Origin of the sequence: uncultured Cloacibacillus sp. (genome assembly GCF_963926575.1) — a bacterium.
GTDB classification, from domain to species: Bacteria; Synergistota; Synergistia; order Synergistales; family Synergistaceae; genus Caccocola; species Caccocola faecigallinarum.
Window position 1 is genome coordinate 891,139 of sequence record NZ_CAWUXW010000003.1, and the last position, 21,659, is coordinate 912,797.

A 21,659-nucleotide genomic window follows, 5' to 3' on the forward strand; every position below is an offset into this window, starting at 1 on the left:
TCCACCTTTCAAAGCGGTCTTATCAACCTTGTTATAATATATCCTCCGCGCCTGTTTGCGCAACGCCGCCCGCGAAAATTTCGCCGATTTCGGAGAGCATTTCACCAAAGCCGCGCCCGTCTATCGCGCAGACGCAGACGACGCGCTCGCCGCGCGCGCGCAGCTCGATGGCGGTTTCGTAGGCCGCCGCGCCGCTTTTGTCTATTTTGTTCAGTATCACGAGCCGCGGCAGCTCTCCCGCGCCGAGCCCCTCGAGCGTTTCGAGCACCACGTCGAGCGTCGCGCAGGGGTCTTTGTCCGCCGAGTCGAGCACGAGCAGCAGCAGGTCGGCGTTCGCCGCCTCCTCGAGCGTCGCGCGGAATGCGGCGACGAGCTCGGGCGGCAGCTTTCTGATGAAGCCGACGGTGTCGGAGAGCAGGAACGGCTTTCCGTCGCCGGTCTCAATCCTGCGCACGACGGTGTCTAGCGTGGAAAAGAGCTGGTCCTTCGCTAGGATACCCGCGTCCTTCGAGAGCGCGCGCAGCAGCGTGGACTTCCCGCTGTTCGTATAGCCGACGAGCGCCGCGAGCGGCACGCCGCCGCGCCTGCGCCGTTCCCTGTTTTCGCCGCGCCGCCTGCGCACGTCGTCGAGCCGCTTCGTTATGCTCTTTATGCGCAGCTCGAGCTTGCGGCGGTGTCGTTCGAACTCCGTCTCGCCCGGGCCGCGCGTACCTATGCCTCCGCCGGTGCGCGACATCTGATGTCCGAGCCCCTTTAAGCTCGGAATCTCGTAGCGGTACTGCGCGAGCTCTACCTGGAGCTTCGCCTCCGCCGTGTTCGCGCGCTGCTCGAAGATCTTCATTATCACGAATGCCCTGTCCCAGACCTGCAAGCCCGTGAGCTTCTGCAGATTGCTCTTCTGCGTCGGCGTTATGAAGTCGTCGACGACGAGGTGCGTGCATTCGTTCGGCTCGGCGTATTCGCGTATATCCTGCGCCTTTCCGGCCCCGATGAAGGAGGCGGGGTCGGGCGCGCGGCGCTTCTGTATCACGCGCGCCGCGACGGGGACGTTTACGTTCTTGAGCAGAAGCACGAGCTCGTCGAGAGAGCTCTGCGTGTCGTCTCCGTCGCCGAGCGCGGCTATTATCGCCTTCGGCTCCTTTGGGCGCAGGTCGCGCGCGGTGCGCCGCTGGCGGCTCAACGGTTCTCCTGCGCCTCTATCTCTTTCGCGAGCGAGGCTATCGCGTCTACCACCTCGGAGGCGCTCATATCTGTGCTGTCGAGTATGACGCAGCCCTGCGCGGGGCGCAACGGCGCTATCTCGCGCGTCATGTCGTAGCGGTCGCGCTCGATCACCTGTTTTAAGATTTCGTCGTAATCGGCGCTCTCGCCCTTCGCCTCGCGCTCGGCGCAGCGTCTTCTCGCGCGTTCCTCGGCGCTCGCCGTGAGGAAGATTTTCAGTTCCGCGTCGGGAAATATGACCGTCCCCATGTCGCGGCCGTCGGCGACGAGACCGTTCGCCGCCTGCGCGCGCTGAAAGCCCGTCAGAGCGTCCCGCACCTCGGGCCTCGCGGCGTAGGCCGATACAATGGAGTCGACGCGCGCCGTGCGTATCGCCCGCGTCACGTCCTCGCCGTTTGCCGTCACCTTTCCGCCCGCGACTTCGATTTTGAAATCTTTCAGCGTTTCGGCTATCTTCTCCCCGTCCTCGGGCGCGACGCCCTCTTTGTCGAGCTTCCACGCGACTGCGCGGTAGAGCGCGCCCGTGTCGAGATATGGCAACCCCGTCTTTTCCGCGACGGCCTTCGCCGTCGTGCTCTTTCCGGCCCCGGCCGGGCCGTCTATCGTGACTATGATTTTTTTGCTCAATGATTCCGCCTCTTTAAGAAATTCTCGCGCGTCCCGTCAGCTCCGAGAGCTTCGACGCGCCGTAACGTTTTACGAACTCCGGCAGGCCGCCGCATATCGTCGCGCCGGCCTTCACGTCGGCGAAGAATGCGCTGCCGACCTCGACCGCCGAAGCGCCCGCGAGCAGCATCGCCGCGCAGTCGGAGGCGTTCGAGACGCCGCCGCAGCCGACGACGGGGATTTTCACCGCGCCGCAGACCTGCCAGACGGCGCGCAGCGCGAGCGGGAATACCGCCGGCCCAGAGAGCCCGGCGACCACGCGGTCGAAAGCGGGCTTTCCGGTCGCCATGTCCATAGCCATGCCGAGCCATGTGTTCGCGCATACTATCGCGTCCGCGCCCTCGGCCTCGACCGCGCGCGCGACGGCGGCTATGTCCGCCGCCTGCGGCGTCAGCTTTACCCAGAGACGCCCGCTCCACGCGCCGCGCGCCGCGCGCACCGCTTCGGCGGCCTGCTCCGCGCACATCCCCCACGCCATGCCGTCGCCGTCGGCGTTCGGGCACGATATGTTGAGCTCCGCCGCCGCTATGCCTTCGACGCCGGACAAGACTTTAAGCGTCTCGCGCGTCTCCGCCGGGCGTTCCATGACGACGTTCGCAATCACGGGGCGCGGGCAGTTTTTGACAAGCGCAGCGTAGCGCTCGGCGAATTCGCGCGCGCCGCAGTTTTGCAGGCCGATGCTGTTGAGCACGCCCGAGGGCGTCTCCCATATACGCACGCCGCCGTTTCCGCCGCGCGGCTCCATGCTTATCGCCTTCGTGCAGAGCGCGCCTATCCCGTCCAGCTTCTCGCCGCTCCAGAAATCTTTGGCGTAGGGCCATACGCCAGAGGCCGGGATTACGGGATATGGAAGCTCCAGATCGCCTACGCGCACGGATAAATTAGTAGTCATTGAGATCCACCTCGTCCGCCCTGAAAAGCGACTGGTCGGCGCAGACGCGCTTCAGCCCGCGCGCCGTCTTCACCACGCAGCCCATGCATCCGCCGTAGCCGCAGGCCATGCGCTTGTCGAGGCTGTAATAGAGATTTTCCGGGAAATCTGCGTAATGGCGCTGCATCGCCTTGAGGAAGCCCATCGGGCCGCAGCACCATACGTCGCGTCCGCCGGGGTCGCGCGGCAGAACCTTGAACATAGAGTCGCCCTCGCCGAAGCTGCCGTCGTCGGTGAAAATCTTCGCGTCGGGGCAAATTTCCTTTATCTTCGCCGCGAAGTCCTCGCAGCCGCGCCCCGGCATCCCGACGTAAAGCTCCGACGCCGCGCCCGTTTTGCGCGCGAGTATGAAGCCCGCCGCGCCGACTCCGCCGCCGGCCGCGACAGCGCCGTGCCCCTCGGGGTACGGCACGCCGACGAAGCCGCGGATTTTAAGAACCTCCCCGACCTTCACGCGCGAGAGCATCTCCGTTCCCTCGCCCGCAAGCATGTAGCAGACGGATATCTCCCCGCGCTCCGGGTCGGCGTCCGCCGCCTCGAACGGACGGCCGAGCAGCTTCGCGCCGTCGGGCGTGAAGACCATGAGGCACTGCCCCGCCCTCACGCTGCGCGCGAGCTCGGGCGCCTCGAATGTCATCCAGAATATGCGCTCCGTGAGCTTCGCGTTCTGCGTCACGCGCGCGCGGTAATCGTTAACGTTATGAGAACCGCAGCCTTCCACCAGCACTCCCCGCTTTCACAGATTAACTGATAAAATATATTCAAGTTTCGACATATATTTTACCATTTTACGAGGGGGCTTCGCCCCGGAGGTAACGCAATGAGCTTCAAAAATCTTCTTCCCTACGCGATGCAGGAAAAACCGTGCGACGCCGTGTTCAGGAACGCGAGCTTCGCGAACCTCTGCACGATGGAGATAGAGCGCGCCGACATAGCGGTCAAGGACGGCGTAATAGTCGGAATCGGCGAAGGCTACGAGGCCGCCGATGAGATAGACTGCGCGGGCGGGCTGCTCGTCCCCGGCTTCATCGAGGGGCATATGCACGTCGAGAGCACGATGATGACGCCGCGCTCCTTCGCCGCGGCGGCCGCGCCGCACGGCACGGCGACCGTGATGGCCGACCCGCACGAGATAGCGAACACCTGCGGCATGGAGGGCGTGCGCTTCATTAAGCGCGAGAGCGAAGGGCTGCCGCTCGACATATTTTACGGCGCGCCCTCGTGCGTGCCGGCCTCGTGCTTCGAGACGCCGTTCGAGGAAATCAAAGCGGACGGCATAGCCGAGTTGCTCGCGGACGGAACCTGTACGCACCTAGGCGAGATGATGAACTTCCCCGGCGTCTACCTCGGCGACGAAGAAGTATGGAAAAAGCTCGAAGCCGCGGAAGGAACGGTAATCACGGGCCACGCGCCCGGCGTCGGCGGCGCGCAGCTCGCGGGCTATCTGCTCGGCGGCGTCACCTCCGACCACGAATGCAGCACAATCGACGAGGCACGCGAAAAGCTGCGCCGCGGCATGTACCTGATGATACGTCAGGGCGCGGCGGCGCGGAACCTGAAGGACCTCGCGCCGCTGCTCGTGGAATCGCCGAATCTCTGCGCGCGCTGCCTCGCGGTCAGCGACGACATAACTCCGGCCTTCATCCGAGAGCGCGGGCACATGGACGGCTGCGTGCGCGAGCTGATAGAGTGCGGCGTCCCTCCGCTCGCGGCGCTGCGCACGGCTACTCTTACGCCAGCGGAGTACTTCCGCCTCTACGACCGCGGCGCGATAGCTCCGGGCAAAATTGCAGACCTCGTCCTCGTCGACAGCCTAGAAAGCTGCCGCGTGCTCCGCGTCTGGAAGCGCGGGCGGCTCGTCGCCGAGCGCGGAAAAATCCTCGAAAGCCTCGCCCCCGCCGCCGTATCAGAGTTGCCGGGGCTGAAGCAGACGGTCAGGACGCCCACGCCCGACGAGCTCAAAATCAAGCTCGGCCCTGACGACAAATATATCAACGTCATCGGCGTAGTGCCGCGCCAGTTCACGACGGAGACGCTGACGCTTGAACCGGCTGTCATAGACGGCTGCGCCTGCGCCGACCCGTCGCGCCGCCTTGCGAAGATGGCCGTCGTCGAGAAGAACCGCGGAACGGGCCGCCTCGCGCTCGGCTTCCTGCACAACTTCCCGCTCGAACGCGGAGCCGTCGCCTCGTCGGTCGCGCACGACGCACACAACTACACCTGCGCCGGCATGGACGACGTCTCTATGTCTACCGCGCTGCGCGAGCTCGCGCGTATGCACGGCGGCATAGTCGTAGCCGAGGGCGAAAAGGTTCTCGCGAGCCTCGAACTTCCCGTCGGCGGCCTCATGAGCCTGCTTTCCGCAGACGAGCTGCTCGAAAAGCTCGCGGACATCCGCGCCGCGGCCGAGAGCATCCGCTGCCCCGGCACGGAGCTGCTGATGCAGCTCAGCTTTATGTCGCTCTCGGTAATCCCGAAGCTCAAGCTCACCGACCAGGGCTACTGCGACATCACCGCGGGCGGCGCGCAGCCGCTGACGCTCGCCGAGCTGCCGGACGGGAAATAGAGCCGCGCGTCGGAACTCGCCGCCGCCGGATAAAAGCATACGAAAAGAGGCCGCGATTACGCGGCCTCTTCGCTTTTACGCAGCAGTCACAAATCATCGCCCGCGCCGTAAAGCTGCGGCGCGGGCGTGCGCCCAACTAATTTCCGAAAATTTTCTTCGCCTCGCGCATGTTCGCGACGACATCGACGCCGAAGGGGCAGCGCTTCTCGCATGCGCGGCACTCTACGCATTCGCCCGCCTTGTGCGCGAGGAGCGCGTAGTGCTCGCGTACCGTCTCTGGCACGAAGCCCTGCGCCTTCGCGAGGTTCAGAAACTTCGTCACGGAGGCGACCTCGATGCCCTTCGGGCATGGCGCGCAGTGGCCGCAGTACATGCAGCGCCCGCGCCAGCTTATCTTCGGGAACGAAGCGAAGGCCTCCGCGTAGTCGCGCTCGGCGTCGCCCGCGCTCTCGTAGGCGAGCGATCGCTCGAGCTCCTCGACGGTGTGCGCGCCCGCGAAAACCGTCGCGACCGCGGGGCGCGTCAGCGCGTAGTGCAGGCACTGGTTCACCGTCAGCGCCTTGCCGGCCGGCGAAAGCGTCCCGTCGAGCAGGTCTCCGCCGCCGAATGCCTTCATTACGGTAATCGCGACGCCCGCGCTTTGACAGTATTCGTAGAGCGCCTCGCGCTCCGGGTCCATGTTGACGAGCGGCTTCTCGTAATTCTCGCCGTTCCAGAGCTGTTCGCAGTCCTCGCCCGCGGGCTGGAGGTCGTAGCATGGGTTGACGCTGAACATTATCACGTCCACGTCTCCGCTCTTCGCCGCGGCCATCGCCGTTTCGGGGTTGTGGCTGCTCATGCCGATAGCCTTTATCCTACCCGCCGCTTTGAGCCCGCGCGCGTACTCCATGACAGGGCCGTCCACGACGCCGTTCCAGTCGTCGAGCGAGTCGACGTAGTGAATCATGCCTATGTCGATGTAATCCGTGCCGAGCCGCGCAAGCAGATCGTCAAAGCTTGCGCGCACCTCTTCTATCTTTCGCGTGCGCTCATACTGCCCGTCCTTCCACATCGTGCAGAGGTGCGCCTGAATCACAAATTTATCGCGCCGCCCACGCAGCGCCTCGCCGACGAAGCTGCGCACCTCGGGCGACGGAGAATAGAGGTCGAAGCAGTTGACGCCCGCCGCCGCGGCGCAGTCGAAGAGCGCCTGCGTGTACTTGCCTTCATGGTCGACGAAGCCTTCGCAGCCGATGCCTATCTCGCTGACCTTCAGCCCCGTCCTTCCGAGTTCTCTGTATTTCATAAAATTTCACCGCCATAGATAAATTTATGAAAATTTTACAGCTTGGAGCGCGCTCCAAGTCAATCGGCCCGCTCCGCCCCGAGCTTCCGCCAGTGCCATATCAGCGCGCGCCGCTCGTACTCCTTGACGAACTCGTCCTTGCCGTCGCAGTATGCGCCGATGTCGTCCGGGAAGCAGGAGGCGAGCGACGCCTTGAGCTCGCCGTAGGCCGCGCGCGCTTCGGCGTGGGCGCGCATGTAGTCGCGGTAGGCGACGTGGCGCGTTATCGCATGAACGGCGTCGTATTGGTAGGCGTGCAGCTGGTGCGTGCGGTTCGCGCCGCCCTTCCTGAAATAGCGGCGGCCCGGCAGGCCGAACTCGCCCATAGCCTCGTAGCCCGCGGCGGCGAACTCGCGCGTAAGGCCGTCAAGCGCGGCGACGTCGCGCACCACTGGCAGAAGGCCGTCAAGCGCGGCGACGTCGCGCACCACTGGCAGCATGTCGATAACCGGCTTCGCCTTCAGCCCCGGCACTGCGGTGCTGCCGATGTGGAAAATCGTTATCAGATTGTCCCCTATGATTTCGCGCACAAGCGCCGCCTCGGCCTCGAACATCTCGGGCCATTTCGGGTCGTAGTCCGCGACGCGCACCAGCATGTAATCAGGGTCGTTCCGCTTCATAATTCAGCGCCCTCCTACGCGTTTATCAGTTTTTCCGTTCATCATGAATTCTTTGAGCGCCTGCGCCTCGCGGCTTCGGATGTGCTCGCCTATCTGCGCGCCGCGCAGCCGTTCCGGAATCGGGGCCGCCGCCGCGGATTTCAGAACCGCTAGATATTCGTCGTAACGTGCGAGCCAGTCCGGGATTTTTCCCGCGTTGTCCGCCGCGACGACGATTTCGAAGTCGCGCCGCGAAATATGGCCGTTTTCCAAAGCGCGCACGAGGTCGCGTATCTTTGCCGGGGATTTGACGAGCGATGCGCGCATGTGCTCGCGTATGACGAACTCCGCGCATTTGCGCCAGCGCTTCGGGATTTTGAGCGCGGCTGCGATTTCGGGAAGAAGCGCGAGGCCGCGCTCCTCGTGGCCGTAATGGTGCGGCAGCATGTCCTCCGGCGTCGTCCCCTTGCCGATGTCGTGAAGCAGGGCCGCGAAGACCGCCTCGGGCGATGCGCCGCGCGCCGCCGCCGCGTCCGTCACAAGCATCGTGTGCTCGAAGGCGTCGCCCTCGGGGTGGTACTCCGGCGGCTGGCTTTTGCCTATGAGCGCGGCGGCGTGCGGGAATTCCTGCGCGAGCAACCCCGAGGCGAGAAGCGCGCGGAAATAACGCGACGGCGCGCGCGAGGCGAGCGCCTTTTCAAGCTCGGCGAATTTCCGCTCCGCGGGCTCGGCGCGAAGCTCTTCGGCGCAGCGCCCCATCAGCGCGAGCGTCGCGGGCTCTATCTCGAAGCCGAACTGCGCCGCCTGACGCGCGGCGCGCAGCGCGCGCACCGGATCTTCGGCGAAATGCGCGGCCGATGTCGCACGGATGATTTTTCGCCCGACGTCCGCGGCTCCGCCGTAAGGGTCGATTATGCGCCCCTCGTCGTCCATCGCCATGCTGTTTATCGTCGTGTCGCGGCGGACGAGGTCCTGTTCGACCGTTATATCCCTGCCGCACCTCGCCTCGAAGCCACTGTAGCCGCGCCCGGTCTTGCGCTCGATGCGCGCGAAGGCGACCTCGCATACAGCGCCGCCGATTTCAAGCAGAAAGACGGGGAAGGATTTTCCGGCCCGCCGCGCCACAGGGAATAGCGCGGTGAATTCGTCCGGCAGCATGCCGCATACGAGATAGTCCCTGTCGTGCGCCGCGCGCCCCATGACCATGTCGCGCACCGCGCCGCCCGCAAGGTAGCCGCGCCCGCCGGCCTCTCTTATTTTTTTGAAGAATTCGCTCTCGTTCATGCGCGTTCGTCGGTTCCGCATAAAAAACTGCGTTCCGTCCCCGCGGCTGACGCGGAGGCGAAACGCATGAAGTTCACGCCGTACCCTAAAGGCTGCGGCTTACTTGTCCATTATCTCTTTTTCCTTCTCGGCAAGGGCGGCGTCGATCTTCTTGATGAAGGCGTCGGTCTTGTCCTGCGCCTCTTTCTGGAACTTCTTGAGGTCGTCCTCGGTTATCTTGCTGTCCTTTTCGAGCTTTTTGAGAGCTTCTATCGCGTCGCGGCGGATGTTGCGGACCGCCACGCGTCCCTCTTCCGCCATCTTGTTGACCATCTTCTTGAGCTCGACGCGGCGCTGCTGCGTAAGCTCGGGCAGGTTGAGGCGGATCGACGAGCCGTCGTTCTGCGGAGTGATGCCGAGGCTCGAGCTCTGGATGGCCTTCTCTATGGCCTTCATCGCGGTTTTGTCCCACGGCGTAATGACTATCTGGCGTGCCTCGGGCACGTTGACGCTGCCCATGTTCTTGATCGGAGTCGGCGTTCCGAAGTAGTCGACCTTTATCTCTTCGACAAGCGCGGGGTGCGCTCTTCCGGTGCGGACGCCGAGCATCGTGCTCTTCAGGTGCTCCACGCTCTTTTCGCAGCGCGTGCTAAGTTCGTTAAGTATCTTCTGAGGCATGCGGGTCACTCCTTACAGCTTGTGATGTTTTATAGATTATACTCTATCTGGAGACTATAGAGCCTATATTTTCACCGTCTATCAGCAATCTGCGCAGATTGCCTTTCTTGAGCATGTCGAATACGACTATCGGGATGTTGTTGTCCTGGCAGAGCGAGAAGGCCGCGGCGTCCATGACCTTGAGCTGCATGTTCAGCGCGTCCATGTAGGTGATGTGCGGCAGCTTCACGGCGTCGGGGAATTTCTCGGGGTCCTTGTCGTATATGCCGTCGACCTTCGTCGCCTTTATGACGCAGTCGGCGCCGATTTCTGAGGCGCGCAGCGCGGCGGTGGTGTCGGTCGAGAAGTATGGCGAGCCTGTGCCGGCCGCAAAGATGACGATGCGCCCCTTCTCGAGATGGCGTATCGCGCGGCGGCGTATGACGGTCTCCGCAATCTGGCGCATCTCTATCGCAGACTGAACGCGCGTCGGCTGTCCGAGGCTTTCGAGCGCGTCCTGAAGCGCCAGCGCGTTGATGACGGTCCCGAGCATTCCCATGTAGTCGGCCTGCGCGCGCTCGATGTACTTCGTCTGCGCGCCGCGGATGATGTTGCCGCCGCCGACGACCATGGAGACCATTATGCCCTCTTTCGCGACCTCGGCGATCTCCTCGCAGATTCCGCGCACGGCGTCGTAGTCGAGGCCGAAGTGTCCGCCGCCGGCGAGTATTTCGCCGGACAGCTTCAACAGTATCTTGTTGTATTTGCGGTTCATGAGAATCTCCCTTCGGGACAAATTATTTTTTGCTATTAAAAAGGCGAGGGATTAAAAATAATCCCTCGCCTCGGCGTTCGGTTCAGAGTTAGGCTTCTATCGCGAAACGGGCGTAGCGGCGGACGACTATGTTCTCGCCTATCTTCGCTATGTTCTCGATGATGAGGTCCTTGATTTTGACGTTCGGGTCGCGGATGTACTTCTGCTCCATGAGGCAGTTTTCCTCGTAGAACTTGTTGATGCGGCCTTCGGCGATCTTCTCGAGCATCTTCTCGGGCTTGCCCTCTTCGCGGGCCTGCGCCATGATGACCATCTTCTCGTGCTCGAGGACGTCGGCGGGAACGTCTTCCGGCTTGATGTAGCTCGGGTTGGCGGCGGCGATGTGCATCGCTATCTCGTGTCCGAGCGTAAGGAATTCGTCGGTGCGCGCGACGAAGTCGGTCTCGCAGTCCAGCTCGAGGAGGACGGCGAGCTTCGCGTTGCTGTGGACGTAGGTGAACATACGTCCCTGGGCGGCGGTGCGCTCGGCCTTCTTAGCGGCCTTCGCAAGTCCCTTCTCGCGGAGGTAGTCGCAGGCTCTCTCCATGTCGCCGTCGCATTCGACGAGCGCCTTTTTGCAGTCCATCATTCCGACAGAGGTGCGGGCGCGAAGCTCCGACACCATCGCAGCAGTGATATTCGCCATGTTAGTTAGTCTCCTTCCAGCCCTTCTGGTCGGCCATCTCTTTTACGCGGACCTTAACTTCGTCCTCTACCGTCTCGTCTTCGTCTATTACGGGAAGCTCCTCCGCCTCGGGAGCGGCCTCTTCGGCGGCTTCCTCAACGCGGGCGTCCTGTCCCTGGCGTCCCTCGATGTAGGCGTTCGCCATAAGGCCGACGATGAGCTCTATCGCGCGGATGGCGTCGTCGTTGCCCGGTATCGGGTAGTCGATGACGTCTGGGTCGCAGTTCGTATCGACGATGGCGATGACGGGGATGCCGAGCTTGCGCGCCTCAAGGACGGCGATGGTCTCGCGGCGCGGGTCGATTACGAAGAGCGCGTCGGGGATGTCGCGCATATCCTTGATTCCGGAGAGGTATTTCTCAAGCTTCTCGCGTTCCTTGCGGAGTTGAATTACTTCCTTCTTCGGGTACTTGTTGATGCTTCCGTCCTCTTCCATCTGCTCGAGCTCGGCCATGCGCATAACGCGGCGGCGGATCGTCGTGAAGTTGGTGAGGAGTCCTCCGAGCCAGCGCTGGTTGATGTAGAACTGGCCGGCCTTGGTCGCTTCGTCGCGGATCGGGTCCTGCGCCTGGCGCTTCGTTCCGACGAAGAGGACGTTTCCGCCCGACTTCGCTATCTCGCGGACGAAGTCGTAGGCTTTTTCAAGTCCCTTGACCGTCTTCTGAAGGTCGATGATATAGATTCCGTTGCGCTCCGTGAAGATGAACGGCTTCATCTTCGGGTTCCAGCGTCTCGTCTGGTGTCCGAAGTGGACGCCGCACTCAAGAAGCTGCTTCATGCTTACTACACCCATGTGTATCCCTCCTGTTTTTTCCTCCAGCCGCCTCTCCCGCCCAAGAGCCCGCCTGCGCGGGAACCTCTTTTGCGTCAGCGGCTGTGTGTGCTGTACACCGTTCCTAAGTATATCACAGCCTATAGCGGCGGACAAGGCCGCGCCTATATTTCAAAGGCTTTCAGCTTTTCCGCGGGCTCCGCGCGCCCGAAGCGGCTCCCGATTATGAAGAGCGCCGTCGAAATCACGAGCGTCGGGACGATGGCGCTCGTCCCCGCTATGCTTATCTTCGTCAGTGTGAAGAAGAAATAGGCCGCCGCGCCTCCGGCCATCGAGAGCAGAGCGCCGGTCGAGTTCGCGCGCTTCCAGTAGAGTCCGAAGAGCGTCGGGCAGAAGAATACCGCCTCGAGGCCGCCGAAGGCGAAGAGGTTTATCCATACGAGCAGCGACGGAGGCTTAAGCGCCGCTATGAACACTATGACGCCGACGACGCCGGTGACCGCGAGGCTCATGCGCTTGACGGTCGAGGGCGGCAGCTTCGTCTCGTCGTTTTTCAGGACGTAGTGGAAATAAAGGTCCTTGACTATCGCGGCCGAGCACATGATAAGCATCGAGTCGACGGTGGACATTATCGCGGCGAGCGGCCCCGCGATGAAAATGCCTGCCCAGAAGGGCGACATCAGCCGCACGGTCAGAGTCGGCACCGCGAGGTCTCCGATCTCTATGTCGGGGATGACGGCGCGGCCCATGGCGCCGACCAGGTGCATCGCGAGGAGGATGAAGCCGACGGTGAAGGTGCCGATTATCATCGCGCTGTGCATAGAGCGCGAGTCCTTATAGCCGAGGCACTTCTGCGTCGTCTGCGGCAGGCCGAGCACGCCGATGCCTACGAGCACCCAGAACGAAAGTATGAATGGCTTAGGTATCGCGTCGTTCGCGCCGGTCGGCGTCAGAAGCTTCGGGTCGATAGTGTAAAGCGTCTGCATGATGTTGCCGACGCCGCCGCCAGCCGTGACGACGGCGAAGAGTATCGCGAGCGAGGCGACGAGCATCATCACACCCTGGATGGTGTCGGTGAGGACGACGGCGCGGAAGCCGCCGACCGTCGTGTAGATTACTACGGTGAGGCCGAATATGATGAGACCCGTCTGATAGGAGTAGCCCGTCACCGATTCAAAGAGCCGCGCGCCGCCGATGAACTGCGCGAGCATCGACGCCATGAAGAAGACGAGCAGAGCCGCCGACGAAAGTATAACGACCGCGTCGCTGTCGTAGCGCGCGCGTATAAAATCCGTAATCGTCACGGCCTTCGTGCGGCGCGCGATGAGCGCGAAGCGCTTGCCCAGCACGCCGAGCGTCAGGAAAGCCGTCGGCACCTGTATCATTGAAAGAAGAATCCATCCGAGGCCGAGGTTGTAGGCGATGCCGGGGCCGCCGACGAAGCTGCTCGCGCTCGTGTAGGTCGTTATGACCGCCATAGCGAGGACGAAGCCGCCCATCGAACGGCTGCCGATGAAATATTCCTCCATGAAGCCCGCGGTGTCCGCGCGCTTCGCCGCAAAGCGGTTGCCGAGCCACGCAATCCCCATGATGAGGACGAAGTACAGGACGAGCGGCACTATCATGGCGACGTGGTTAACCATTGCTCTCGTCCTCCGATTCGTCCGCGTCGTCGAGCGGGAGATCCTTGAAGAAGAGGCGCACGGCGCCCCAGAGAATCAGCGAAATGCCAACGTATCCGGCGATGCAGCTGTAAAAGAACCACTCTGGGAAGCCGAGGATGTACTCGTACTCCGCCGGGTCGTCCCCGAAGCCGTACGCGGTGACGTACCACCATGCAAAGAAGAGCAGATAGAGAGCGACGATGACGATAGTCTCGCGTCGCGTAGAGCGCATAAAGTCCTTTGAAGCCACAGCGACCCCTCCATTTACATTTACGCGTACAGCGCGTACTATGACGAAAAAGTATAGTACAATCCAGGCGGCGCAACAATATATGTAAAGCCAATTATCATAAAATTCGCTTTTTCCCAGAGCTTGCAAAGTCGCGGAAATCGGCTATAATATTCTGCGTCTTTTGCGAGACGCGGAGAGATGGCCGAGCGGTCGAAGGCGGGCGACTCGAAATCGTCTTAGCGGTGCTGAGCCGCTACGTGGGTTCAAATCCCACCCTCTCCGCCATTTTAGAATTCTACAGAGACACAAAATATATGAAATCCAGTCCTCGACTGGATTTTTTTATATCAAAAATTCTATTTGGAACCCAATGGTAACAAATGGAATGTTAGCACTTCGTACAATAGACCGTACAAAAGTCATATTGACATTAAAACTCTTGTACGGTCGGAGGTTGTTACGAATGAAGCAAGGATTAACTGAAAATATCGTAAAAAATGCAGCGGCACGAGACCGCAAATATTATTTATCTGACGGAAGGGGGCTTTTATTGGAAATCAATCCCAACAATGCAAAATATTGGATAGTACGTCTTTATGCTGGTAAAAAAGAATTTCGCAGAAGCATAGGAAGTTATCCAGAGGTCACATTGAAACAGGCTCGTCAAAAAGCCTTTGAACTGAAAATGTCGAACTCTTTAAATTTAGATAGAGATATGACCTTTGGAGAAGCGTACAAAGCATTTTATGATTATCATTATGCACGTTTGACCGAGATGCACCGTGAAACTATAGAAAGCCGTTGGAGAAATTACATAGCGCCGAAATTGGAATCTATGCCGTTAAGCCGTATCACATCTCAAACTATAGTGAAGTTATGTTCTGATATTATCAAAGAAGGACACTACGAAACCGCGAGAAGGGTCCGAATCATAATTTCCCAAGTATTCAACTTTGTTATGGCACAAAACATTATTACAACTAACCCCGCTGCCAACCTTTCAGACATTTTACCAACAAGGCCAGCCAAACATTTCCCATGTATAACTGAGCCAGAAGATATTTCCATGCTAATGAGGTCGATTACAGCCTATCCGCATAGGATTACGCGCCTTGCGCTTCTTTTCTCTGCAAGAACATTTTGTCGCCCTGGCGAGATCCGACATGCGGAATGGCGAGAAATAGACTTAACTTCGGGACAATGGGTAATTCCATCACAAAAAATGAAAATGAAAAGAGATCATATAGTTCCTTTATCAAGCCAGAACATAGATCTCCTTTATGAATTACGTGGACTAACCGGTCGCGGACAATGGCTATTTCCTTCTGCGCGAAGTTGTGCCCGCCCGCTTAGTGAAGGAACATTACGTGTTGCGCTTCGTTCCATTGGATACACGAATGAGCAAATGACGCCGCATGGATTCCGCTCAATGGCGTCAACAGTACTCAATACTTATGGTTGGCCTAAAGATTATATCGAATTGCAATTATCCCATGTAGATAACTCAATAAGAGGCATCTATAACCGCTCAATATATCTGACACAACGAAGATATATGATGCAATGGTGGAGTGACTATCTTGACTCACGTATTACAGGTGCTCAGGCTCCGGCAAAACCGACAATAAATATCTTCGATTAGTCTCAATTTTATAGCAATTATAAAAGGGAACAGAAGTTTTTCATTGTTCCCTTTTATTCTTTCATAAGTTGTTCAATAATTTTCCATATTTTACCAAAATATAATTCTGTTTCTTTAAGCAATTCATCTGCCTGCTCTGCATCCATTTTAGCGCTCTCGCCTTTTCTGCGCAGCCCGTCTCGCACTGACATTACGGCGGCAGCTGCATTAAGCAAAGTGACTTCCAATCTCTCGCTGCCGTATACACTTGACTCTTCCGTACTGCTACTATCTGACACCAACATTAGCTCCGAACTACTGACTCCGAGCAGATCTGCGAGTTTAGTTAGATTTTCACTGCTAGGAATATTCTTGCCGTTCTTCCATGTGCAAAGTGTCCCTGCCGACACGTCTATCCGCTTACACACTTCTTTATTTGACAAATTTGCTCGTCTGCGAGCAATCTCAAATTTTTCTACATTAAATTGCACCATTCCTATATTCGACCTCCGCAATTTATTACACTTTTATTCTAACATATTTGACTTCATTTAGCTTATTCAATGGCATAACACGAATTTATTCTTGTATATTCACATATTTTATCTTATAATCGCCATATAAATGCAATATTATTAGAATAATGGGGATAAAATTATGAAGTTTTGTAATTTATTAAGATTAGTAAGAATGAGAAATAACTTATCAATTAAAGACGCTGCTTCAAAAGGAAAATTTTCGCAGCGTGTTCTACGTACTTGGGAATCTGGTTTGTCCACACCTAACATATCAAGCGTGATCAGGCTTGAAAAAACTTATGAACTTCCCGAAGGCTGCCTCCTCGATGTTATTGGCGACATAGAAATTAAACGGATCTACATTTCACACCCTCTACGCAACAACAAAACCGGCGAAATGATGTTAGCCGCTGTGGAACAAAATAGAAAGAAGGTATCACAAATATGTATGAACATCCTACGTGATCGCGATGACATTCTTATCCTTTCCCCCATTCATGCCTTTGGTTTCTTACCAGTTGGTACTGAAGAGTCGAGAGCTTTGGAGCAATGCAGGGCGCTTCTTGAACTAGCAGATGAGCTTTGGGTCTATGGAGACTGGCAAAACTCCGAAGGCTGCAAAATTGAGATACGTTTCGCTGAGATTCTAAAAATTCCAGTCAAATATTTTTAGAGAAAGGATGAACGAAAGTGAAAATAAAAAGGCTCGTTTTATTAGCTCTTTTCACTGTTTTAACGTGCTCCATTACTCCTTTATTGCAAGCGCAAGCATTAACAGAAGGGACAGTCATAAATGGTGCTGAAGTTGCAATTGGGGAAAATTCAAAAGCTGATGGAGAAAACGCTATTGCAATAGGTGACACTGCAGTTGTCAACAGTTATACATGGTTAAATCCAATTTATGATGCGGAAAATGATTATTACACATATAGTCCAACATTGCTTTCAAGTGCTAATTCAATTGCATATGGCTCTAGTGCTTACGTTATTGGCGAAAACTCAATAGCACTCGGAGTAAATTCCAGTATCAATAAAATTGAATCATCTTCTTCTCTTTGGAATACTCCGACTGGAAATATTGCCATTGGTGATGGTACATCTGTTAATACATATACAAATGAAATAAATGTACCTGATGATAATGGCGGCACTGCATCAGAAAATGTTGTAGTAGGTTCAAGCAATTCAGTTGTCATTGGGACCGACAGTTCAGTAACTAGCGATAATTCAATTGTTATAGGTCGTAACAATTCATCTATTGGTGAAAAATCTATAATTATTGGTACTGATGCTTATATTGATAGTACAAATGGTGCTGTAAGTAAGAATATTATTTTAGGTGCGAATGCTTATATCGAGACCCCCTCTAACTCAAAAGTTGAGAATACACTTGTTATTGGAAATGGTGCACGTGTTTCACCTGAATATAATGGTATTATTAGGGCGAATTCCACCGTTTCAGATTCTATAGTTTTCGGGCCAGATTCAATTGCCGCAAATCTTGCTGCCGGAGTAAATCATACAGCTGTTAACAGTTTGGTATCTCGGTCAATCGCATTTGGCATAGGAGCAGAGATAGCCACAGCTGGTGACATTACATCACTCATAGATTCCATTGCATTTGGTTCCAACGTTAAAATTTATTCACAGCGTTACCAGGTTGATAGCGATGTATCAAATACAATAGCGTTTGGATCTAATGTTTTAATCGACCCATATGGAAGCCCCATCACTGATTCCCAAGCTTTTGGGTCAAACATACTATTAAAAAATCCTCGCGCCAGCTATAGTTCAATAAACAATATACATTTTTTGGGATCAAATATAAATTACGAAACAACAGTGGCATCATATGTTACGGCAATTGGTTCAGATTTCACGTTTGAAGGAAGTTTGAGCCATGTTAATTTCATAGGTTCAGATATTTCCCATTTAGCAACTAACAACGGTAGATTATACAATGTTTCTTCTATAGGTTTTGGTAATACGTTCTCATCAAAAACCTTGGAAAATAGTTCTGGGGATATAGTGGATACAGTTGTAATTGGTAACAATAATACACTCACCCAATCGAAGCTCAGTACAATCTCCGATACGATTGTATTGGGCTCAGGTTCTAGTATTTCAGTAGAATCTATTACACGCAATAGAACCAATTATTCTGGCTATGTGTCCCGTTCCATAGTAATAGGTAAGGATGCAGAAATAACTACCCGAGGCGCTGGAATAACCGGTTCTATCGTTATTGGAAGTGGTGCAAATATAAATGCATTATTTGCCAGTGGAGGTGCTGGGAATATTGACGGATCAATTGCAATTGGCAATGATTCAACAATTAGTGCGTCCAATTCAATTTCATTAGGAGCATCTGCCAATGCAACAAGTGCAAACTCTATTGCTTTAGGCTTAAATTCTAAAGCTGACGCATCCTCCGCAATTGCAATAGGTCCCAGAGCGTCTTCAAACGCGCTTCAGTCGGTTGCTATTGGAGGCAATTCTATCGCGAATGATACCTATACCATATCAATAGGCCGTGCCGCTTATACAGATGATGTTTCCGGTATATCTTATGATCAAATAACGCGTAGATTAGTAAACCTTGCAGCAGGCATTGATGACACGGATGGAGTTAATGTCTCACAGCTCAAAAAACACGGCACTGACGTTGCATCCGCTCTTGGTGGAACATCATCATATTCTTTCAATTCTTCAGACGGTACTGGAACGCTGGCAACTGGTCTCGAAGTCGGCGGTACAACCTATACTTCCGTCCAGGATGCTTTGAACGCGATCGACGGCGGAACCGGCGGTGGTTCCACGTTATCCGTCAACTACGACGACGAATCAAAAGAAACTGTAACTCTCGGAAATACGTCCGGCGCTACAACCGTCACAAACGTAAAAGCAGGTGAACTCTCCGAAACCAGCACCGACGCTGTAAACGGAAGTCAGCTCTACGAGACTAACCAGAATCTCGCGTCTCTGAACGGGCTTGCAGTCAAATACGACGACGAATCAAAGACCAGTATCACATTGGGCAACGGTGCGGATAAAGTCTCCATCAAGAACGTCGCCGACGGCGTCGACGCGAATGACGCTGTAAACAAAGGACAGCTCGACGCCGGTATTGCCGACGCAAAAGCCAGCGGGAAGTGGAATCTGAAAGTCAATGACTCTGCTGCCGATGAGATTTCCGGCGGCAAGGTAGTCACGCTTAAAGACGGTACGAACGTTGCCATCACCAAAGACGCCGACGGCAACTACGTTTTCAGCACGGTAGCTGCTCCTGAGTTCGACTCCGTCACAATCCGCAATACGAACATATCTATCAATAGCGACGGCATCGACATGAGCGACAAAAAAATCATAAATCTCCAGCGCGGCGATGTCTCTGAAGGAAGCTCCGACGCCGTGACTGGCGGTCAGCTGTACGAGACCAACCAAACGATACAGCAGCTCGACGCCTCTTCCGTCAAATACGATGACGGCAGCGACAGGACAAAGATAACGCTCGAAGGAACCGGCGGCACTACCATCACTAACGTGAAAGCCGGAGAACTCTCCGAAACCAGCACCGACGCTGTAAACGGAAGTCAGCTCTACGAGACTAACCAGAATCTCGCGTCTCTGGACGGCCTTGCTGTGAAATATAAAGAAGGTTCGGCCAACCGTCTCGAACTCAACGACGGAGACAACGGCACTGTAAGAATCTCAAACGTAGCGACTCCGGAAAACGACACCGACGCCGCAAATAAGAAATACGTCGACGACAAGACCACGGACATATCGGAAGACCTCGAAGGACTTTCCGGCTCTGTGGTCAAGTATGACGAAGGCAGCGACAAGACAAAGATAACCCTTGAAGGAACCGGCGGCACTACCATCACTAACGTGAAAGCTGGAGAACTCTCCGAAACCAGCACTGACGCTGTAAACGGGAGCCAGCTTTACGCCACAAACGAGCGTGTCGGAGACCTTGAGACTAACGTCGGTGACATTACGACTAACCTTTCTAAGCTCGATGGGCTTGCAGTCAAATATGACGACGAATCGAAGACTAGTATCTCGCTCGGCAACGGCACGGATAAAGTCACCATCAAGAACGTCGCAGACGGCGTAGACGCAAATGACGCCGTAAACAAAGGCCAGCTCGACAAAGGACTTGAAGACACGCTTGCGTCTGCCAACGCGAAAAGCAAATGGAGCCTCAAAGTCAACGACGGTGAAGCAGAAGAAATCGGAGACGGCAAAGTCGTCACACTCAAAGACGGTACGAACGTTGCCATCACCAAAGACGCTGACGGCAACTACGTATTCAGCACCGTTGCCGCCCCAGAGTTCGACGCTATCTCCATCCGCAACACAAATATTTCCATAAGCAGCACCGGCATAAACATGGGCGGTCTCAAAATCACTAACCTTCAGCGTGGTGACGTCTCTGAAGGGAGCACGGACGCAGTAACCGGTGGACAGCTACACGAGACAAACCAGCGTATAGACGATATCGAAACAAACGTCGGCAGCCTTAGTAATTCAGCCGTCAAATACGACGATGAAACAAAATCCAGCGTCACACTCGAAGGTACAGACGGCACCAGAATCGGCAACGTCGCCGACGGCGTAGATGCCAAAGATGCCGTGAACAAAGGCCAGCTTGACAGCGTAAAAAGCGAGCTTGAAGGACAGATTTCAGAAAACGTAACAAATATCAACAACAAAATAGAAAACATTGAAGGTGATATAACCAATCTCGACAACAGGGTAACGAAACTTGAAGACTTGGATTATCTCGGTGACGCGGCAGTAACCTATGACGGGAACGACAAATCAAGCGTTACACTCAAAGGTGAAAACGGCACGAAAATCGGCAACCTTGCAGACGGCACAGAAGAAAGCGATGCAGTGAACTTCGGACAGCTCAGCGAAGTAAAAGGCCTCAGCGAAGCCAACGCTGAAAAGCTTGAAGAACACAGCGTCTACATCGAAAACCACGAACAAGAGTTCAAGACACTCCAGACGGTACTCGGAGACGGTTACAGCAACCCGACTTTCAACACAATCAAAATCGGGAACATCTCGTCCGACGGAACGAACATCAACATGGGCGGCGGCATAATCACCGGACTTGGCGACGGCGGCATATATCAGGGCAGCACCGACGCAGTGACCGGTAACCAGCTCTGGAACGCCTACAAGCGCATGGACGACCTCCAGGAAAGCATTAACATCGTTGGCGCACACGCTGCGGCTATGTCCGGCCTCCATCCCGTTCCCTACAACCCATACGAACCGACTACGCTTTCCGCCGCGTTCGGCACATACCGTGACGAATACGCGGTAGCTGTGGGCGTTTTCCACTATGTCCGCTCAAACCTCATGTTCAATCTCGGCGCTTCCCTCTGCTCTGACGGCGACATCATGGGACGGGCTGGCGTCAGCATCGCTGTCGGCCCCAACAGCAAGAAAAAGCCGGAACTTGCGCGCGACATGGTATCGATGCAGCAGCAGCAAATACAGTCTCAGTACCGCATACAGGAACTGGAAGCAGAAATAGCGGCGCTCAAACAGCAGATTACCCAGATTACAAACATATCTAAATAAGAACGGAGAGAAAAACATGAAAAAGAATTTCAGCAGCATCAAGCGCCACACGGCAGCCGCGGCAGCGGCTATCTGTATCGCGGCGGGAGCCTTCGGGCTCCCCGCCCATGCGGGCGAAGTAGCATTCGTCGACGTATCCCAGGTTATAGCGCAAAGCAATCCTGGTAAAACCGCACAGAAAAGAGTCGACGAGCTGCGCGCCAAACTCAATAAGGAGCTGGAAAACTACGCCAAGACTGAAAAAGACAAAGGTAAGGTCGAGATACGCCAGCTTGAACTCAACCGAGAATACAACATCGAACATACACGTGTAACAAACCTTATCGTCGAAAGACTCAGGAAAGTAATCGACACGTGGCTCAAAACAAACAAAAAAGGCGTAACCGCGGTTGTATCAAAAAGCAACGCTATTTCCGTTAGCGCTAAGGCTGACGTAACAAAAGACATACTAACGAAATTTAATAAAGAGAAAATCGACTTCGGGAAATAACGAAGCGAAGGAGGCAATTTGAGAATGATGGTGTG

At 55.9% G+C, this 21,659-nt stretch carries 19 protein-coding genes and 1 tRNA gene; 6 read left to right on the forward strand and 14 right to left on the reverse strand.

Going from position 1 to position 21,659, the window contains the following annotated elements:
* Positions 1–31: 31 nt before the first annotated feature.
* From hflX to ABGT66_RS09420, 4 genes are read right to left on the reverse strand one after another with little or no spacing between them, the layout of a single operon-like run.
* Positions 32–1,180 (reverse strand): GTPase HflX, encoded by a 1,149-nt coding sequence (gene hflX, locus ABGT66_RS09405; protein WP_346690345.1) that lies wholly within the window; start codon positions 1,178–1,180, stop codon positions 32–34.
* Entirely contained in the window at positions 1,177–1,848 is a 672-nt protein-coding gene (cmk, locus tag ABGT66_RS09410; protein WP_346690346.1) for a (d)CMP kinase, read from the reverse strand. The genes hflX and cmk overlap by 4 nt, the downstream gene beginning before the upstream one ends.
* A 13-nt stretch (positions 1,849–1,861) precedes the next feature.
* Positions 1,862–2,779 (reverse strand): dihydroorotate dehydrogenase, encoded by a 918-nt coding sequence (locus ABGT66_RS09415; protein ID WP_346690347.1) that lies wholly within the window; start codon positions 2,777–2,779, stop codon positions 1,862–1,864.
* Complete coding sequence (locus ABGT66_RS09420; RefSeq protein WP_346690348.1) at positions 2,769–3,539, reverse strand: hypothetical protein; 771 nt, start codon at positions 3,537–3,539, stop codon at positions 2,769–2,771. The genes ABGT66_RS09415 and ABGT66_RS09420 overlap by 11 nt, the downstream gene beginning before the upstream one ends.
* Positions 3,540–3,638: 99 nt before the next feature.
* Between ABGT66_RS09420 and ade the strand changes: the two genes are divergently transcribed.
* On the forward strand, positions 3,639–5,384 hold the full coding sequence (gene ade, locus ABGT66_RS09425) for an adenine deaminase (RefSeq protein WP_346690349.1): 1,746 nt from the start codon (positions 3,639–3,641) through the stop codon (positions 5,382–5,384).
* A 136-nt stretch (positions 5,385–5,520) separates the two neighbouring features.
* On the opposite strand, the gene ABGT66_RS09430 is transcribed toward ade, so the two are convergent.
* The 9 genes from ABGT66_RS09430 to ABGT66_RS09470 all read right to left on the reverse strand — a co-directional run bounded on the left by ABGT66_RS09430 (position 5,521) and on the right by ABGT66_RS09470 (position 13,412).
* Positions 5,521–6,669 (reverse strand): aldo/keto reductase, encoded by a 1,149-nt coding sequence (locus tag ABGT66_RS09430; RefSeq protein WP_346690350.1) that lies wholly within the window; start codon positions 6,667–6,669, stop codon positions 5,521–5,523.
* Positions 6,670–6,728: 59 nt separating this feature from the next.
* Positions 6,729–7,328 (reverse strand): GrpB family protein, encoded by a 600-nt coding sequence (locus ABGT66_RS09435; protein ID WP_346690351.1) that lies wholly within the window; start codon positions 7,326–7,328, stop codon positions 6,729–6,731.
* Positions 7,329–7,331: 3 nt separating this feature from the next.
* Complete coding sequence (locus tag ABGT66_RS09440; protein WP_346690352.1) at positions 7,332–8,612, reverse strand: HD domain-containing protein; 1,281 nt, start codon at positions 8,610–8,612, stop codon at positions 7,332–7,334.
* Between the two features lie 78 nt (positions 8,613–8,690).
* Entirely contained in the window at positions 8,691–9,248 is a 558-nt protein-coding gene (gene frr, locus ABGT66_RS09445) for a ribosome recycling factor (RefSeq protein WP_294194936.1), read from the reverse strand.
* Positions 9,249–9,291: 43 nt separating this feature from the next.
* Positions 9,292–10,002 (reverse strand): UMP kinase, encoded by a 711-nt coding sequence (gene pyrH, locus ABGT66_RS09450; protein ID WP_294194934.1) that lies wholly within the window; start codon positions 10,000–10,002, stop codon positions 9,292–9,294.
* Between the two features lie 88 nt (positions 10,003–10,090).
* Positions 10,091–10,687: a translation elongation factor Ts gene (tsf, locus tag ABGT66_RS09455; RefSeq protein ID WP_294194932.1), complete on the reverse strand. Its 597-nt coding sequence runs from the start codon at positions 10,685–10,687 to the stop codon at positions 10,091–10,093.
* Position 10,688: 1 nt separating this feature from the next.
* A complete protein-coding gene (gene rpsB, locus ABGT66_RS09460; protein ID WP_346690353.1) occupies positions 10,689–11,519 on the reverse strand; it encodes a 30S ribosomal protein S2 in 831 nt (276 codons plus the stop codon).
* 143 nt (positions 11,520–11,662) lie between these two features.
* Entirely contained in the window at positions 11,663–13,141 is a 1,479-nt protein-coding gene (panF, locus tag ABGT66_RS09465; RefSeq protein WP_346690354.1) for a sodium/pantothenate symporter, read from the reverse strand.
* The gene (locus ABGT66_RS09470) at positions 13,134–13,412 is read right to left on the reverse strand and encodes a YhdT family protein (RefSeq protein ID WP_346690355.1); all 279 of its coding nucleotides are present in this window, start codon (positions 13,410–13,412) and stop codon (positions 13,134–13,136) included. The genes panF and ABGT66_RS09470 overlap by 8 nt, the downstream gene beginning before the upstream one ends.
* 174 nt (positions 13,413–13,586) lie before the next feature.
* Between ABGT66_RS09470 and ABGT66_RS09475 the strand changes: the two genes are divergently transcribed.
* Positions 13,587–13,679 (forward strand) — tRNA-Ser (locus ABGT66_RS09475).
* 178 nt (positions 13,680–13,857) lie between these two features.
* The gene (locus tag ABGT66_RS09480; protein ID WP_346690356.1) at positions 13,858–15,036 is read left to right on the forward strand and encodes a tyrosine-type recombinase/integrase; all 1,179 of its coding nucleotides are present in this window, start codon (positions 13,858–13,860) and stop codon (positions 15,034–15,036) included.
* A gap of 53 nt (positions 15,037–15,089) precedes the next feature.
* On the opposite strand, the gene ABGT66_RS09485 is transcribed toward ABGT66_RS09480, so the two are convergent.
* Positions 15,090–15,509, reverse strand: a complete 420-nt coding sequence (locus ABGT66_RS09485; protein ID WP_346690357.1) for a helix-turn-helix transcriptional regulator — start codon at positions 15,507–15,509, stop codon at positions 15,090–15,092.
* Positions 15,510–15,672: 163 nt separating this feature from the next.
* Between ABGT66_RS09485 and ABGT66_RS09490 the strand changes: the two genes are divergently transcribed.
* From ABGT66_RS09490 to ABGT66_RS09500, 3 genes are read left to right on the forward strand one after another with little or no spacing between them, the layout of a single operon-like run.
* The gene (locus tag ABGT66_RS09490) at positions 15,673–16,206 is read left to right on the forward strand and encodes a DUF4406 domain-containing protein (RefSeq protein ID WP_346690358.1); all 534 of its coding nucleotides are present in this window, start codon (positions 15,673–15,675) and stop codon (positions 16,204–16,206) included.
* Between the two features lie 17 nt (positions 16,207–16,223).
* A complete protein-coding gene (locus ABGT66_RS09495) occupies positions 16,224–21,134 on the forward strand; it encodes a YadA-like family protein (RefSeq protein WP_346690359.1) in 4,911 nt (1,636 codons plus the stop codon).
* A 16-nt stretch (positions 21,135–21,150) separates the two neighbouring features.
* A complete protein-coding gene (locus tag ABGT66_RS09500) occupies positions 21,151–21,624 on the forward strand; it encodes an OmpH family outer membrane protein (protein WP_346690360.1) in 474 nt (157 codons plus the stop codon).
* Positions 21,625–21,659 lie beyond the last annotated feature (35 nt).